This window comes from Metallosphaera javensis (ex Hofmann et al. 2022), assembly GCF_022064045.1.
Lineage (GTDB): Archaea > Thermoproteota > Thermoprotei_A > Sulfolobales > Sulfolobaceae > Metallosphaera > Metallosphaera javensis.
In genome coordinates this window covers 136,401-152,563 of the sequence record NZ_JAKNCW010000003.1, presented here as the reverse complement: position 1 = coordinate 152,563, position 16,163 = coordinate 136,401, and the positions used below count along the sequence as shown (strand labels likewise).

General features: G+C 45.4%; 19 protein-coding genes. 7 read left to right on the top strand and 12 right to left on the bottom strand.

What is annotated here, in order from left to right; genetic code table 11:
- Positions 1 to 48: 48 nt before the first annotated feature.
- Complete coding sequence (locus L3N51_RS03890) at positions 49 to 768, top strand: metallophosphoesterase family protein (protein WP_238025602.1); 720 nt, start codon at positions 49 to 51, stop codon at positions 766 to 768.
- A gap of 9 nt (positions 769 to 777) precedes the next feature.
- Here the strand turns inward: L3N51_RS03890 and L3N51_RS03885 are convergent, their stop codons facing one another.
- The 4 genes from L3N51_RS03885 to L3N51_RS03870 all read right to left on the bottom strand — a co-directional run bounded on the left by L3N51_RS03885 (position 778) and on the right by L3N51_RS03870 (position 6,074).
- The gene (locus tag L3N51_RS03885; protein ID WP_238025600.1) at positions 778 to 2,262 is read right to left on the bottom strand and encodes a M61 family peptidase; all 1,485 of its coding nucleotides are present in this window, start codon (positions 2,260 to 2,262) and stop codon (positions 778 to 780) included.
- Positions 2,263 to 2,318: 56 nt separating this feature from the next.
- Positions 2,319 to 5,291, bottom strand: coding sequence for an FAD-binding and (Fe-S)-binding domain-containing protein (locus L3N51_RS03880; RefSeq protein ID WP_238025598.1), 2,973 nt, complete (start codon positions 5,289 to 5,291; stop codon positions 2,319 to 2,321).
- 10 nt (positions 5,292 to 5,301) lie between these two features.
- Positions 5,302 to 5,739, bottom strand: a complete 438-nt coding sequence (locus tag L3N51_RS03875; protein WP_238025597.1) for an HIT family protein — start codon at positions 5,737 to 5,739, stop codon at positions 5,302 to 5,304.
- Between the two features lie 116 nt (positions 5,740 to 5,855).
- Entirely contained in the window at positions 5,856 to 6,074 is a 219-nt protein-coding gene (locus L3N51_RS03870; protein ID WP_238025596.1) for a hypothetical protein, read from the bottom strand.
- A gap of 54 nt (positions 6,075 to 6,128) precedes the next feature.
- Here L3N51_RS03870 and L3N51_RS03865 point away from each other — a divergent pair, with 54 nt between their 5' ends.
- Positions 6,129 to 6,731 carry a hypothetical protein gene (locus L3N51_RS03865; protein WP_238025595.1) on the top strand — a complete coding sequence of 201 codons (603 nt, stop codon included), beginning with the start codon at positions 6,129 to 6,131 and terminating at the stop codon, positions 6,729 to 6,731.
- Positions 6,728 to 7,237: an NUDIX hydrolase gene (locus L3N51_RS03860; protein WP_238025594.1), complete on the top strand. Its 510-nt coding sequence runs from the start codon at positions 6,728 to 6,730 to the stop codon at positions 7,235 to 7,237. Before L3N51_RS03865 ends, L3N51_RS03860 begins: the two co-directional genes overlap by 4 nt.
- On the opposite strand, the gene L3N51_RS03855 is transcribed toward L3N51_RS03860, so the two are convergent.
- Both L3N51_RS03855 and L3N51_RS03850 read right to left on the bottom strand, forming a co-directional pair.
- Positions 7,209 to 7,856 (bottom strand): chlorite dismutase family protein, encoded by a 648-nt coding sequence (locus tag L3N51_RS03855; RefSeq protein ID WP_238025593.1) that lies wholly within the window; start codon positions 7,854 to 7,856, stop codon positions 7,209 to 7,211. The two genes, L3N51_RS03860 and L3N51_RS03855, sit on opposite strands and share 29 nt — an antisense overlap.
- A 7-nt stretch (positions 7,857 to 7,863) precedes the next feature.
- Positions 7,864 to 9,123, bottom strand: a complete 1,260-nt coding sequence (locus L3N51_RS03850; protein WP_238025592.1) for a hypothetical protein — start codon at positions 9,121 to 9,123, stop codon at positions 7,864 to 7,866.
- 63 nt (positions 9,124 to 9,186) lie between these two features.
- On the opposite strand from L3N51_RS03850, the gene L3N51_RS03845 reads away from it, so the two are divergent.
- Together L3N51_RS03845 and L3N51_RS03840 are read left to right on the top strand one after the other, a co-directional pair.
- On the top strand, positions 9,187 to 9,729 hold the full coding sequence (locus L3N51_RS03845; RefSeq protein ID WP_238025591.1) for a nucleoside-triphosphatase: 543 nt from the start codon (positions 9,187 to 9,189) through the stop codon (positions 9,727 to 9,729).
- Positions 9,680 to 10,333, top strand: coding sequence for a uracil-DNA glycosylase (locus L3N51_RS03840; protein ID WP_238025590.1), 654 nt, complete (start codon positions 9,680 to 9,682; stop codon positions 10,331 to 10,333). Before L3N51_RS03845 ends, L3N51_RS03840 begins: the two co-directional genes overlap by 50 nt.
- Here the strand turns inward: L3N51_RS03840 and L3N51_RS03835 are convergent.
- From L3N51_RS03835 to L3N51_RS03815, 5 genes are all read right to left on the bottom strand, one after another.
- Positions 10,330 to 11,073, bottom strand: coding sequence for a class I SAM-dependent methyltransferase (locus L3N51_RS03835; protein ID WP_238025588.1), 744 nt, complete (start codon positions 11,071 to 11,073; stop codon positions 10,330 to 10,332). The two genes, L3N51_RS03840 and L3N51_RS03835, sit on opposite strands and share 4 nt — an antisense overlap.
- 141 nt (positions 11,074 to 11,214) lie before the next feature.
- On the bottom strand, positions 11,215 to 12,063 hold the full coding sequence (locus L3N51_RS03830; RefSeq protein ID WP_238025586.1) for a lysine exporter LysO family protein: 849 nt from the start codon (positions 12,061 to 12,063) through the stop codon (positions 11,215 to 11,217).
- Between the two features lie 46 nt (positions 12,064 to 12,109).
- Positions 12,110 to 12,355 carry an ArsR/SmtB family transcription factor gene (locus tag L3N51_RS03825; RefSeq protein ID WP_238025584.1) on the bottom strand — a complete coding sequence of 82 codons (246 nt, stop codon included), beginning with the start codon at positions 12,353 to 12,355 and terminating at the stop codon, positions 12,110 to 12,112.
- A gap of 454 nt (positions 12,356 to 12,809) precedes the next feature.
- On the bottom strand, positions 12,810 to 13,604 hold the full coding sequence (locus L3N51_RS03820) for an NAD+ synthase (protein WP_238025582.1): 795 nt from the start codon (positions 13,602 to 13,604) through the stop codon (positions 12,810 to 12,812).
- A gap of 27 nt (positions 13,605 to 13,631) precedes the next feature.
- Positions 13,632 to 14,015: a PadR family transcriptional regulator gene (locus L3N51_RS03815; RefSeq protein ID WP_238025580.1), complete on the bottom strand. Its 384-nt coding sequence runs from the start codon at positions 14,013 to 14,015 to the stop codon at positions 13,632 to 13,634.
- A gap of 231 nt (positions 14,016 to 14,246) precedes the next feature.
- Between L3N51_RS03815 and L3N51_RS03810 the strand changes: the two genes are divergently transcribed.
- Together L3N51_RS03810 and L3N51_RS03805 are read left to right on the top strand one after the other, a co-directional pair.
- On the top strand, positions 14,247 to 14,960 hold the full coding sequence (locus tag L3N51_RS03810; RefSeq protein ID WP_238025579.1) for a hypothetical protein: 714 nt from the start codon (positions 14,247 to 14,249) through the stop codon (positions 14,958 to 14,960).
- Positions 14,957 to 15,487: a hypothetical protein gene (locus L3N51_RS03805; RefSeq protein WP_238025577.1), complete on the top strand. Its 531-nt coding sequence runs from the start codon at positions 14,957 to 14,959 to the stop codon at positions 15,485 to 15,487. The genes L3N51_RS03810 and L3N51_RS03805 overlap by 4 nt, the downstream gene beginning before the upstream one ends.
- 5 nt (positions 15,488 to 15,492) lie before the next feature.
- Here L3N51_RS03805 and msrA read toward each other — a convergent pair whose 3' ends face one another.
- Positions 15,493 to 16,032 carry a peptide-methionine (S)-S-oxide reductase MsrA gene (msrA, locus tag L3N51_RS03800; RefSeq protein WP_238025576.1) on the bottom strand — a complete coding sequence of 180 codons (540 nt, stop codon included), beginning with the start codon at positions 16,030 to 16,032 and terminating at the stop codon, positions 15,493 to 15,495.
- Between the last annotated feature and the right edge of the window lie 131 nt (positions 16,033 to 16,163).

The window sequence follows — 16,163 nt, the reverse complement described above, 5'->3', positions numbered from 1 at the left end:
CACTCTTCGTCACATAAAGATCTTTAACTGGATCTCGAACTGATTATTGTGAAGCTTCTCTTTGTGAGCGACCTTCACAAGTCACTTAAGCCATTTAAGGGAGTGGATGAGTCAGGGGCAGTTCAGTGGTTACTGGATTTAATAGACGTGGAGAGACCAGACGCCTTGCTATCAGCTGGGGATTGGGATCAGGTCTCCGAGGACGATATGCGATCAATAACCTCTAGGACTGAGCTGGTTACGGTCTACGGTAATCACGAGAATTTCCCCGTGATCGAAGGTTATTCATTGAGACAAGGGCAGATCCTGGACCTTAATGGAATCAGGATCTCTGGAATTAATGGCCTCATTTCTGATGAGGAATCAAAGCCATATCACATCTCCACGTCCAAGGTTAAGAGATGGGTGGAAAAGATAAAGAGGAGACTCGGGAACGACAGGCTAGACATCCTTCTTGCACATCAACCACCCTACCTGCCCGAACTATATCCCCAGATGAGTTATGACACGTATGCAGTCTTCATGATGAAGGTCATAGAGGAACTGAAGCCCATTCTTTTCCTCAACGGCCACATGAGTGGATGCTACAGTTACACCGTCTTGAGTTTAGGTGGAGTCCAAGTAAACTACCTGCGTGTTGAGTCGTCCCAGGTGTACAAGTGCTATGGAATTATAGATATTAACGAAGGGAAAATGGAAGTTTTTCGTGACGGAGAGCCGATTTTCACTACCAAGATAGAAGGAGCTCCCAGGAATAACGCTGGATGAAGAGACCTTTCACATTAAGTTAATGGAAGAGGTTCCCTCCAGGTAATCCATGCTGAGCAGGGCGTTGGCAGTCTCTCCTTTCATCGAGAACTTTACCTTATGCCCAGGGTTGCTCCCAGCGGTAACCAGAAGCCTTTTCACCCGCCCCTCCCTGTTTATAAGGAGCTCCAACTGTGCCTTAACCTCGATGGGTTTGACTACGTTATCCGATGCGATGACGATGTCCTGTGGCATTAGACCTGCATAATCTGCAGGGGATCCATCCTCCACGTAGGTTATCCTATTGCCGTCCATCATCAACCCGAGATAGGGACTTCCCCTGTCCAGAAATTGGAGCTCGGCCACCTCCTGAAGCTTTTCCAGGAGAATATGAGAGGGGGAATACACCATTTCCTCCAGGTCATCTATACCTTTAGACTTGAGATAGCGATCTACGTCGGCGAATGCATACCTGAAGGGTATGTTTCTGAAGATACTGAATATAGTCTCACCCTTCTTCCTCAGCCTGGCGTCGAGTATCAGACCCAGCACCAAACCTCCCTCATAGTATGAAATCAAGGAGTTGAGAGAGTTCTCGTCCTGCCTATAATACTTGATCCATGTTGTTCTAGATGATTCGGCAAGTGACATTCTCCTGGCTCCAGGAAATGTAAGCTTGGAGATGGCGTTGGCCATGTATCTTCCAGCATCCTCTCTCTTTACTGCACCGCTCCTTGTGGAGGATAGCCAGGCCACGTAGTCAGTTATTCCCTCTGCAAACCACAGCAGATCTGTATACGCTTCCTTTTCAAGGTCCATTTCTAGTTCCTTGGGCCTGTATTTCTTCACGTTCCAGCTGTGGAAGTATTCATGGGCCATTAGCATTACCAGATCCGACCTATCCCAGTTAACCACTATGGCAGAGGAGTTGTGGTGCTCAATTCCACCGTAATTTCTGTCAGATCTCCTGAAGAAGAAAACGTACCTGTCAGGAGTTCCCATCTCCCTATCTATTTCCCTGATTGCTGAGGCTATCCCCCTGGTATCTAAGTCATCCACCGTGGAAACTTCATGATGATCGTCTATAACAATGGTTCTAAGATTCGGACTCGCCTGAATCGGCGAATCAATGAAGGTTTCATAGTCATCTGCACACAGGGAATCTCCCTCTCTCCTCAACGTTGTGCCCACCGGCCACCTGAGATCAAGTTTAACGCAGTATTTCTCGTCCCTGTCCTGATAGGGAAAAACTGCTGGAGGGTTTATGAAGAGGTAATCAGAGGTTGAGATGGCCTCCCTTTGATCCTTACTGGAGGCGTAGACCAGGTACCTGAATTTATCCCTAACGTAAAAGCGGTTCTTTGATACCCTGACCCCTTCAATTTCCACGATGTTCCTCTCCAGTTCCCTCACCAGATAGGAACCAGGAAGATAGGTAGGAAAGATTACTACTCCCTCCCTACCGTAGGCCTCTATTTCAAGGTAGCGAGGCCTAGGTTTTACAATGAAAAGCATGCTGAGAAAGAGGATTTAAGGTAATTATAATCTCCGGAAACGCAGAAGGAAAAACTTTATTGATTTACCACGTTCGCCCTTATTCTCTCAAGCTTCTCCCTAAGTAGCTCCAATAATACTAGACCTAGATCTCTCTCCGAGAATTCATCTACGGACTTGGACTTAACCTCAGGTACCACGGCAGAAACTACTGTATCAAGGGTTAATGACATTAGAACACTGTTAAATTCCCTGTAGTATTGGTTTAGAATAAGCGCTTTCTCCGAGGCATCGTTACCCGTGTATTTACTGGATGCCAGGGAAACTATAAGGTTCTTCACGGAGGGCGTTGCCTCATCAATGGCCTCTGTCACTATGGGCTCTATTATTTTCTTGTACTCATCTATACCAGAGGACATGAAGGACACTGTATCTGCTATTAGCGACGCACGTTTCTTTAGGCTGTCTGTCAAAGACTGAACCAACACATTCATGATAGCATTTTTGTCGGAGTCTGGAATCTTCACTATCCTTTGCTCCACCTTAACTCCTGCACCCACTTTCTCAGCAAGGAATTCCACAAGGGTTTTCGCGTTAACCCCCACGCTCCTGAACTTAACTGCAGCCAGGGGACACAATGTGACCAAGGTGCCATACCTCTCGCCCAAGGCCTTAGCCATCATATCCGCTCTCTTCCCTACGTTCTTCTCTAGGGTTGCTCCTGAGCATCCCTCAACTTTCTTAACCTTGAATCCCTTCTCCCTTAATCTCTTCAGTATCTCGTCGGCGTAAGTGTTAGAGAAGCATGCCACATGAAGGTTCAATTCTTCATTCCCCTCGATCTGCATGGACTTCAGTAACCTCAAGTCAAGTGGTACTACCTCGAAGGTCTGATTAACTCCGCTTAACCTCGAATACTCTTGATATCCCTCGGTGAAGGTCTTATAATCCTCGGGAGAGACTGTGATGAGTTCAACTACATTTATGTGTTCAGAGTTTTTCTTTATCTTCTCAATTAATTCGTTACCATTTCCACTTATATAATCATTAAATCCGCTGTCCAGGGAGGTGCCGAACACCTTTACCTTCAGTCCCAGTTTCTTAAACATCTCCAAGGTAGCGAACATGGTTGATGGGTTCTCCGCAAGGTATTTACCTAGCCAGACCCCTATCTCAGCGTCGTCCGAGATGACGTCCTTGTATTTTTCGGGGATAGGTATCTCCGTTGTGGCCTCCTCTGGTACCTTCCTAGCCACCATGGAACTTAGCTTAATTAACATTGAGGAGATGGGAATCCTAGCTGAGCAAACGCCGTCGCATAGACCGCACTTGTGGCATCCAGATATCTCAGCTATGGCGCTATCAGGGACGTCAATTCTCCCATTTAGCTCAAACATGGAAATTAGCCCCTTGGTGAAGTCAAACATGCCCTTAGGGGCGTAGGGCCACTGCGGAATTAACCTGTACTGTGGACAAACGGTAACGCACATGGCACAGTCTATGCACTTTATGGCATAGTCTGTGAATACGTCAAGGTACTTCTTCGTTACCTTATAGCCCTCTATTTCTCCGCCAGGAGATATCCTTTTGGCGAAGCCAATCCCAAACCTGTATCTCATGGCCTCATTCTGTTTTCTCACAATGTCCAGTACTTCCTTGGCTCTCTTGCTGGGCTCAAACACTTTTCCTGGGTTAAATATCTCATTGGGATCCATTTCCTCCTTATACTTCTTCATCACCTCGTATCTGTCTACTCCCATCTCCTGGAATACTTTACCCATTGCAGTGAGCCTGTTCTTGGCGTACTTATGAACGAATATCCCTACCGAGAGCATCGACCCTCCTACCTTGATGTATTGTTCCATCATCAATGTGTTCTTTGCCAGCTCAAAGAGGATCTTCTTATCCGTAGGAGTTAGGGAAACTTGGGTAAACGCGTTCACTAGGAGGGTTTCCCTTCTTTCTAGGTCTATGTCTAGGTCAAATCCACCATCAGGGGTTAGGTCTCCAAGCTTACCCAAGTTGTCCTGAATACCGTCAACTAGCTCCTTTATCTTAGTATAATGAATTAAACCGTGCTGATGAATTAGGAGTCCCTTAGTTCTTAATGCTGCGTTTACACCGTGATTGAAGGACCACCAACCGGTCCACTCACCCTCAAAGGTCTTAGCCCCAGTGTTCTGAGCAACTCTATACAGTTTCGGCTCAACTATGGAAGACACGTTAGAAGGATAAAGGACTACCATGTTCCATTTCTCGGGGGCCAGTGATGCCTTGAAGTTCTCCGCAATGTAAGTAGAGATCGCTGGACCTCTCACCTGAATATGCCAGGCAGGTATTGATTCCCTGTAGAACTCACCTATACCCCTGTATGCCTGTTCGAAATTATCGTAGGAGAGAACTAATGACTCGGTGGGCGAAAATGGCCTTAACCTCAGGCCAACCCTATAAATCAGACCCGTTGTACCCTCGGCACCACACACGATAGCTAGATCCTTCCCCTCGAGCCTAACCACTTCGCCCTTGGGGTTGACCATTTCCACGAACGCAACGTTATCACAGATATAACCATATTGATAGGAACCAATACCTAAAGCGTCCCCTGCAACCCCGCCTCCAACGGTGGAGTCATAGGAGGATGGGAAGGTCCTGAGCTGAAGCCCCCTTGCCTGGGCTGCTATATCTACGAATTTCCACGTTGCGCCGGCCTCAGTTATGGCAATCTTATTTACATCATCTACTTGTATTTTATCCATCTTAGAGAAATCAACTAATATACCGCCGTCTGCAGGTATGGCGTTTCCATACCTATTGGTGCCTCTGCCATAGGGAGTTATGGGGACGTTATACTTGTTGGCTATCTTCACCAAATCAATTAGATCTTCAACGTTCTTAGGATAAACCACATAATCTGGGATGATGTTAATTTTCATTCCAGTCCAAACCAATTGCGGTACAAAACCCATGTCTGCGGTGTGGGAGAGGCGCTCAACCAGCGAATCTGAGAAACTATCACCAAAACGGCCCTCCAGCTCTTCTCTAATACCCAAAGGTTTCACCTTAATTAATTTCCTTCTCGATGCTACTTTTGATATATTGACTTATAACTTTTTGCAATGACTCATAGTATGATTGATCTTGAACTCTCCTCGGCTCGAAGTTGGAAAATACCGAAGGTGTTATCTCCCAACTAGGAATAATGTGTATATGGGTGTGAAATATAACCTGACCTGAACTCCTTCCAATGTTTGTCAATATTCTGACGCCGGAAGCGTTTAGTACCTCCTTTATCGCCCTGGCTATGAGAACCGTCTTTTTTATGATTGGTGTTAAGAGAGCGGGATCGGTCACTAGCAGGTCATTATAGTGCCTATTGGGCATGACCAAGGTATGTCCTGGCGCGGACGGATATTTGTCTAGAATAGCTGAGATCTCATCATCCCTGTAAACAAAGTATCCATGTTCTACCCCAGAAATGATGCTACAGAATAGACACATGCATGAGAAAAGTCTAATTCTTCATTTAAACCTTTTCGACAAAACCTATTAGGTGTTGGCCCCGGATTAAATAACGTGAAGAACTGCGACACTCATGCAAGAAATTAAAAAAATTGTTAGAGAGTGAACTTGTACTTCTTGTACAGTCCCTTTTCAAGTAACAGTTCCAACGTATGTTCACCTTTAGTGTAAAGGCCCCCTATCTCAAGTATCATCTTCCTGTCCTTATCTCCGTACACTTTATGTTGAAAATCCATGATAGGCTTACCATCCACGTTAAGGGCAATAAGCTTGGTATTTAACATGTCCGAATCCATGTTGATGACAAGCTTCATTAACTAATTATTTATTTCCATAAGGTAAATAAGACAACCAGCCCCGTGTTATCCATGGACTATTACTACCTTGCCTTAATCTTTGCCATTTCCTTTGCCTCCAACGCCACTCCCTTCTTTGGGGCTCCCTACACAGTAATATCCTCTACAGTCCTCCTCAGGTTTGGATTCACTCCCCTGAATTTTGCGGAAGTTGTGGTAGCTTCTGGAGTTGGTGCGGGAATTGCCAAAAGTGTAATGTATGGGATAGGGTATGGAGTTGGAAGTAGGCTTAAACATAACAAGAACGTGAATTTCTTTCACAGAATAATTGGGGGAAGATCATTCTATCTGGCAATCTTCATCACTGCGGTTATGCCCTTTTTCCCGTTTGATGACTTTGTCTTCCTCATAGGTGGCGCAGGCAAGGCATCCCTCCTCAAAATGATGGAGGTAACAATCCCATCCAAGGTACTTAAAAGCTCATTGGAAATAGGTATTGAGGCTGAGGGTTTGCTTCAGATCGGGAAAATTACAAGGACCTCTCCTGTGGAACTTGGGATTATCTCCTCAGTTGTTTTTGCAGTGCTGGGGATCCTGCTATTCAAAATTGACTGGGAGAAACTTTACCTTAAGGTAGAAAGATACTTTAAACAAAGATCCTGGACTAACCCATGAGAATTTTCTCAGGCAAGAAATTTGAGGTATACGTCGAGAAGGTACCCCTTCCAAATGGAAGGGAGAGGCAACTGGAATACGTGAATCACAGGGGATCCGTTGTTCTCCTTCCCCTCCTCGAGAACAAGATCGTGATGATTTACCAGTACAGGCCTGTGATAGGGAAGTGGATTTACGAGTTGCCAGCTGGCTCAATAGAGGAGGGAGAGGATCCCCTCTCCACCGCTAAGAGGGAGCTCATAGAAGAGACCGGCTACGAGGCTGGATCCATCACTGAGGTCATGTCCTTTTATCCTTCACCTGGCATCACCACCGAGGTGATGAGGTTGTACCTTGCAAGGGATCTAAAGTACGTGGGAGCTAAGCCAGAGGACTACGAAGTGATAGAGGTAAGGCCCATGGAGTTAAGCCAGGTGGAAAAGCTGATGGATGAGGGGAATATACAGGACGCAAAGACACTAATAGGAATATATTACCTCAAGAGTAAAGGAATTCTAGGTCCATGAGCTCCCCGGTAACTAGGGGCTCCTCCTTTGTTATCCACTTCCTAGCCCTAACCTCTCTGAGCGCCTCAACCACCTCTATCCACTCTGGTAAAGACGGGATTTCGTAAATTACCACAAATTCATAGTCTGCTATTCCGAAGGAGTAAGTGGTGTATGATCTTATCCCCTTATTTCCTGGATGCTCCTTTGCAACCTTGATGTGCTCCCTCATGATATCCTCCCTCTCCTTGAAGGGTATCAGGTACCACTCCACATCTTTTTTCATGGGATAGGCAACGAAGTACTTCAAGGGAGGGGAATTAAGTACTTCCTTGGGATTGAAGTTGCCCCCGGTGTAGGGAGATGGTCTGAACACCGAGAAGAGCAACACATCCTCATCTGCGTATCCCTTAAGTGCTGAGAGGAGGGACGACCTGAACTTCACAAGAGGGGAAGTACTCTCGCTGGAAAGCCAGTAAACGAGGGATGAGGAACGGTTAATTGAGGCATATCTCTTCATGGAAATGAAGTTCTTTCCCTCCTGGTCCTCCACCTCCTTGACCAGTCCGAGAATCTTTGCCCTCTCGCCCTTGCTCAGGGACCACCACTGGGGAAGGAACCTTAAGGATTGAACTTGCATGAAAACCTCATTTGTCACTTCTCATCAGCTCAGATGTAATATCGGTGTAAATTATTAACGCTTCCTCAAGGGTCATGAGGTAACCAATGAAGTATCCGGAGACGGACTTTTTGACCAGTTCGTCGAGTATCTCATAACCGTCTGAGGTAGGGCCGTTTGCTATTCTCTGTATAGCGTGATCGAACTCCTCCTTATTCCTTGCTACAACTATAAAACCCACGGGAATAACCCTTATTCCCAGGTAGACATCCCCCGATGTGTACTCAGGCTTGTAGTTCCTCAGCTCCCTAACCAGTGGTTCCTCTAAAACCTTTTCTGGCTCGTAAACTAGCTTCCTCCTAGTGAGGATTGTCCTGGCTCTTTCGGAAAGTTTTGCCAGCTCTTCTAAGAGTTGATTTAGGGGAACTGCGTGACTACCAATAACAATGTCCACTCCCCCTTCCTCACCCAATTTTTCCAAGTACAGGAGAGCCCTTAAGGTCTTCACAAGTTTCCTCTTACCCCTAACAGGGATCCTCCTATTGGTTACCTCAGCAACGGAGGACGATGGGAGGAAGCCCAGGAAATACTTGAAGACTACCGCCACATAATACTTTGAACCATCCTCTGCTGTGATTTCCTTGGGAGAGGGTATATCTATTGCCGACTCTCTATAAATCACTGTCACGTCCTCTGAGGAGACGAGGGACTTAACATAGGTTTCAAAGTCCTCCACCTTCTCTCTCCTCTCCTCCATAAGCTGCCCCAGTTCATTGTAGATCTTTATTAAGGGAAGTTCCGTTGACGCGTCCATATAGATCTGAAAGAGGGGGAAAGTATCCTCTTTCCTGATGGCAGTGGCTGCATATATGAAGGACGAGAACTTGATTATTCCCAGGATCACCTTCGCGTCTATTTCTTCAGACAGAGCCGCATGCTTGGAAGCTGCTAGGGCAAGGCGCTCAATATCATACCATGCGTCGCTGAGGACCAAGTCATCTACCTCCTCAGCCTGCTCATCTCCGTACCTGAAAACTATGGCGTTGGCGTTAAGTTCCTCGGCAACTTCCTCAATGACCTCCCTGATCAGTGCACCTATCTGCGGAACCGGCGGGATGATGTAATGGTCATTTTCCAATTCCTTGTGAACGTGAATTCCGTTATCCTGAAGGAAGATCGTCATTATGCTCCTTTGCGTTCCGGTGGAGTCTATTAGCGAACACTTAACCTTAGGCACCTTGGGATCTGAAATTACCTGTAAAATACTCAATTTCCCTACCTTGATCAAATATCATATTTGGGACATAGGTACAAAAACCTTTTCCGCAGAATACTCTTAACTGAGAGAAAAATGCAAAATAATTCCTTAGATTCAAAGGAAAGCCTGAGGATACTCATAACAGGTAGACCAGGGGTAGGGAAAACAACTCTGGTAAAGAGTCTAGTGAACGATCTGAGAGAATTGAGGATAGGAGGTTTCTATACGGAGGAAATACGGGAGATGGGTGAAAGAACTGGATTCTCCTTTGTGGTGATTGGAAATGGCTCGTGTACCCTTGCCTCGATTAAACCCATAGGGAAGGAGAGAGTTGGCAGGTATTTCGTGATGGATTCCTTACCACTCCTTTCCCAAGTTAAGGATGGCATTGAGGAGTCCGAGCTAGTGATCATTGACGAGATTGGCCCCATGGAGAAAAGGGTAAGGGGGCTCTGGAATCTCATTCAGGAGATCCTGTCCTCAAGTAAGCCCTTTGTTGCCACCGTACATAGAAGCATGTACATTGAGGGCAAAAAGTATGAATTAACACCGGTTAATAGGGAAAGAGTGAGGGAAGAAATCCTCAATGAAATACGCAGATATTTCGGAATTAAACAGGGTCCTTCTAGCCTGTAATCTTTGTCCAAGACTGAGGAAATTCTCAGAGGACGTTGCACTGAATGGAAGAAAGTTCAACCAGGAATACTGGGGGAAGCCCGTTCCGGGTTTTGGGGATCCCAGGGCCAAGATGATGATTGTGGGGTTGGCCCCAGCAGCTCATGGAGGGAATAGAACCGGGAGGCCTTTCACGGGAGATGAAACGGGGAAGTGGGTTATTGGAGGACTTTACGAACTGGGTCTATCCAACCTAAGAGAGGGAGTGAGTAGAGATGATGGACTCGTCCTGAGGGGAGTATTTCTGACCAACGCTGTAAGCTGTGCTCCTCCTAAGAACGTGGTTAAAACGCAGGAGATACTCAACTGCTCCACTCACCTTAGGGCAACCATTGAACTGCTAAAGGATCTCAAGGTAATCCTAGCTCTGGGCACAGTGGCCTTCAAATCAGCCTCTCTTGTTCTGGGAGTGAAGGAGACGTTCGGTCATCTCAAGGTGAGATTCGTGAATGGAATTTATCTAGTGGGAAGTTATCATCCCAGTCCCCTTAACACCAGAACTGGGAGACTCTCCTGGGAGGAATGGCTACGCGTCCTCAGGTACGCGTGGAAACTGGCCAGCTAGGAAGTCGATAACACGAGTGTCATCTGCGGATCTCCGATCTCGAAGGGTTTCCAGGAGTAGCCTGAAAACACGTCCACCACCTTAAATCCAGCCCTTTTTGCCATCCTGACAACTTCATGCAGACTATAATATCTCTGGCTGTACTCCAGTGATCCTACCTCGTTTCCCTTTTTATCAAGATACTTCCTTATCACCTCAACTCTGGAGGTCGTGGGCTCAAACCTTGAGGTATCAACGACCATGTAGGGCGGAACGTAGGAATATCTGACATCTGGCATGTTAAATATTACGTAGTCCCTGTTGTCCAGATTGAGCACCGCCATCCCCTTGGTCACTGATTTAATGGAAAAGAGAATGTCCATATCGTCCTCCTCGTCGTAATAGCCCAGGCTGTTGAACAAGTTTATCACAATGTCATACTTCTCGTTTCCCAGACTATCGCTGAGCCTTCTCATATCTCCCTTGATGAATTTCGCACCAGATACGTTCTTCTTAGCTATCTCCAACATCCTGTCGGAAATATCCACCCCTGTGACCTCGAATTTTTGCGAGACCAGATAGTAACTCACCCTACCCACTCCGCAGGGAACATCCAGTACCCTCTTGCCCAGACCGTAACGGCCTGCAAGTTCGCTTATCCAGTCAGCCCACTTCTTTCCCTCCTCCCAGACCTTGACCATCTCGTTTATGTAGAAGTCAGATTGGAAGACCTTGAGAACAGTCCCGTTTTGAGCTTCCATCTCCTACACCCCCAAACTCAATGAACTATGTGAGAACTTGAAGGAACCTGAAGAGTTGTTAAACCTTGAAATGCAAGAGTAACTCATGATTAATGAATTATAATCATAGATTAAAATGTTGCTTCAGTGCAGATACTCGCATTAAAGGGATAGAATTAAGGGTAATATTATGGGAATAACCAAGGTGAGTAGGGCACCGCTCATCATTGCGCTAATGGAGTACTCCCCGCTGAATATGGAGGAATATAATCCTAGGGTTGTATCCATCGAGGTGGCCCCTCCTATGGCAATGGCTGAGTATGGATTGGGCTTGGCCTTTACCAGGACCGGGACCACGAGGAAGGCAAGTTGTTCCCTGAAAAAGTTGGTCAAAAAGGCAATTACCCCATAGATGGGCCCGTAATACGTGGAAACTATAGGACCCGTGTAACTGTACCAACCGGCTCCTAGAAACATGACCAGAGCCAGTTTAAGGTTAGGTAGAAGCCCTAGCCCGAAGGAGGCCAAGGCGCAAACTACAGCCCCCAATATCACCACAAGCGTGGTAACTAGGGCCTCCTTAGTCACATGTAAGATAGCCCTGAACTTAATCTCGCTCCCTATATTGAACCCGATGACCAGAGCCAGAACGTAAAGTTCATACACTATGATCTGGGAATAGTCAAGCGAGGGCCTAGCCAAGAATCCGGTTAGTAATCCTAGAACAAGAGGTGCCCCATACTTGAACTGTGTATAAACCAGGCTGATCTTTCCCTTAATGTTAACCCTCTTGTTGAATACAAGCCCCACAGCAAAGGTTACTAGTACAACAAATGCGGAGAGGAGTAGAGAATCCAACACGATCCCAGACAGGGTATTACCAGAAATAACTTGGGAACCTCCCCACAAAGCTATGGAGAAGATTAGAACAAGGACTACAGCATCACTCACCTTAGGAAAGGACTTTCCCAGTACCTTCCCTAACCCCAGCGCAACCACATAAATCAGCATGAATGTTATCGAGAAATCCACAAAAAAGTGTTGGTTTCTTGCCAGCTTAAATTATTTTCAGTACCTCAACATTCTTGGTTGCAACATATACCTGTCTCGATCCTCTCCTTTGATGGTTTACCAGACCACTTCTCTCTAGAAGGTCTAGATGATATCTTACTGTGGAATAATTTAGCTCTAGTTTCTTAGCTAAACTGTATGCAGTTGTTGGTCTCATATATAATTCCTCTAGTATTTTTCTTCTGGTATCCCAACCTTTTCCGTTCATTACCTCATCTAATTTCCTCATCATAAGTACTAGTAGTCTATGTATATCTTAATCCTAAGCTTTAGAAACGATATTAAATCTTTTAGAACAGACTTAAAATACAAGGAAAGCCTGTTAATTAAACTAGAACAGAAGATGAAATTAGAATGGATTTCTTTGAATATATTTTAAAAAGTTAAGTACTAGAAACCCTATTATAAGAATAATTCCTATAAGATAAAAGTCTCCATGTAATGCTAACAGTAACAACATAAAAAGTGTTATGGGAATAAATGTCTTGCTTAGAAATAGTCCGAAACTAGAGAGAAGAATTGCTCCAAAGATGGCCAGGGGAAAAACCAGAGATATAAGCAGTAGAATGATTATCAAAATGAGAACAAGGAAACGGAAAATATCACTTTTCTGTGAAATCACAACATTATTGTGCGGTAATGGAATTTAAAGATTGCAGTGATTAGAGGGAATGGGGACAGCCGATTTAACCTAACCTGAAAATCTCCGGGGGTAGCCTTTTATGCCTGGATTTCTCAACCATCAATCTAATCTTTCTAACCAGCTCAGGAGTAGCTCCAAGTTCTGAGGATATTTCCGAGTCGCTCTTTCCCTTCTCCATGAGGTAGAGGATGGGGTCGGCAACATCATAGGAAACCCCAAGCTCACCCTCGGCCGTTTGACCTTCCCACAAGGCTGGGGAGCTGGGCTTACTCACTATCCTTGAGGGTAACTTGAGGTACTCCCCCAGTTTCCTCACCTGTGTCTTGAACAGATCCCCTATGGGTAGAACATCTACTCCACCATCACCATACTTGGTGAAATATCCTAGGAGAAGCTCGGACTTGTCACCGGTTCCCACAACCAGATAGTCCAACTTTTGCGCGAAAGCGTAGAGAAGGATCATCCTAGTCCTAGCCTTTATGTTTCCCACAATTAACCTGTCTTGGGTGCCCACTGCGTTGGAAAAGTCCTCTACGATGTTATCAATATGAATAATGCTTCTCTTGTACTTTCCATCCAGCATATCTGTTAGATATAATGCGTCCTCAATATCCTGTTTTGGAGTGCTACTGGAGGGCATGACCAGAAAGTAGAAGTTTTGAGTTGCCTTGGAAAGAAGAGTCGCAGTTACTGCAGAATCTATTCCACCGCTTACTCCCACTACTCCTCCCTTCTTTCCGGAATCACGGATATAGTCCCTTAATCTGTTAACAAGGTAATCTGTTACCTTGGCATAATCTAGATCCAAGTAACTCTTGGAAGCTGGACTTGATATCATAATTTATTTTGAGTCCAGTGCATTTATTTATTCTTTCTTTAGACCTTCCTTCTCAAATGTGACAGAACAGTAGCCAAGGATTTCCCTTATTATCTCATCCACGTTGTCTAGTATGTGAAGATGATTTCGCAGGAAATCCCTCCCGTCAGGGGTTACCCTGTAAAAGGTTTTTCCTTCCTTGGTATAGGGAGATAACAGGCCATTTTTAACCATCCTCTTTAGAGTTGTGTACATTACCCCGTGGGGAATCTTCTTCTTGTGAAGCTTCTCAATATGAAGTTTGATTTGGTATCCATACATGTCGCCATATCTACATAGAATGTAGACCACAATTACCTGCATCAAACCTCGTATTATCATCATCTTCGGCGTTTCCTTGTAGGGCATGTTACCAGCCAGTAAGTTTGCCACATTTAAAATTATAAACTTATTATATAGTTAAAAAGCTCTGACTTCTGAATATTCATTTACCAAATCTAACAGAAGCATTTTTAGTATTTAATGCTCTATTTATTTAATATCTAGATTATAATGCTTAAAGGCTCTAATGTCAGAGATAGATGGCACTGCCAACAAAGCATATAAGCGTTGAAAGGCGAATATCTGTAAAAGATGTTAAATAAAAAATATGCGTCCGATCTAATGAACACGCCATCGTGGACCTTGGATCGAAGAGTTGAGGTAATTATGGACACGACTGAGGCGTCTAGGGTCTTTGACAAATTACGTTCATATAAGGAGGTAGTTCTTTACCCCTTACCCTCAACCCTAAAGGAAACGTTGGAGGTAGGCGGTGCCCTGAGAGAGAGCGGAGTACGTACTTCTATTGAGGGTTCCCCTTTCTCCATTGAGCCGAGAATCAGAAGGGAGGAGATGCTCAACTTACCCGGCGTTGCGCTCGTTTGGGATCCCAGGGAACTGACGTGGAACATGGACACGAAGGTTAAGGTTGAGGATGCACTTGAACCCAAGGAAGGACAGTTCGTGATCGGACGCGATTTCCCCATCACTGATCCGAGAACAGGAGTTTTGGCCTATTTTCTGAAAAAGACCACCTTCGTTCAGTTCAAGTATCAGAAAGAGGTCCTGTCGGTTGGAGAGGTAAACGGAACGATAAGGGATGAGGAGTACCTGATTAGACCCAATAGATGGATGACCGATATGGCTGTAGTAAAGATCAAGGAGGCTGAAAAGGATCAAGTGACGGTGAACTCCAGGGAATTGTTCTGTAGGCCCTTGGGTTCAGTATTCGTTCCAGTGAATAGGAAGGAGATGTTTGATGTTCTCATTGGTCTCAGGATGAGGAGCAGTCACTTCTCGCTGGACTGTATAAAACACCTAGGTGAGGTCAGATGAAGGTCTATGTTACAGGTAGAAAAGGGGGAACAGGGAAGACCATGGTGGCTCTCTACCTCCTGATCAGACTGAAGATCATGGGTTACAGGGTGGACTTTAAGGACCTTTCCGATAATGGTATTGCAGGAACCTATCTAAGGAATGTTGGATTCAGAAGGGATCCCAAACCCCACTTCATCATTTACGACATAAAGCCTTCGGCTGTGGACGGATCACAGGACCTGACAATCCTGGTCACGGAGTTACCGTTTATCAAGCTGGAGCAGTGGGATTGGCCCACCAAGAAGATACTGGTGCTTAACAAGGCAACGCCTTTCCCCGATAAGTTCATTCGGCAATTGGAGGAAATAAAGACCCTTGTCCCAGAATTTGATAGCGTCGTAATTGTGCCATTTAACGGTTTCTTGTTCAACGGAGAGCTGATTAACGAACCGGCACTGGACAGGCTGAGTCAAATAGTAGCTGGAAAAGCAAATGACAAGCTTGTACTACCATTCATCGAGGAAGTTTCTAGACAAATTTACTAGACTTACTAACTCTCCCTCAACTTAACCATTGAGGGAAAGCGCTCCATTAGCTTCTTCACCTTGGGGCTGATGACATACCTGCAGTATGGATAATCCCTGTTTCTGTCATAGAACCTAAAGTGGTAATCCTCAGCCCTGTAGAAACCTGTGTAGGGAACCACCTCAGTGACAATCCTTCCGTTGAACTTGGTTCTATTCAATTTCTCTATCACCTCTAGGGCAATCCTTCTTTGCTCCTCATTGTGGTAAAGAATGATAGACCTGTACTGGGAACCAACGTCGTTTCCCTGCCTATTCCTCGTGGTAGGATCATGTATTTCAAAGAAGATCTCGAGGAGCTCCCTGTACGTTATTACGCCAGGGTCAAATTCCACCTGAACCACTTCCGCATGGCCCGTGGTGTCTGAACAGACCTGCTCATAAGTAGGGTCAGGAACCCAACCACCAGCGTATCCCGGTTCGGCCCTCAGGACACCCTTTACCCTTGAAAACACTGCCTCGGTGCACCAGAAGCATCCTCCACCTAGAGTGGCTATTTCGGTCATCAACTTAATGTACGCGTGACTGTTTTAAGGATGTGTTTAAAACTCTTGAGACAATTCCTAATTAAATCGCAAATATAATGCTAGGACCGGACTAGTGAAGATCATCCTGACGTGCACTCCTCACCTATCAG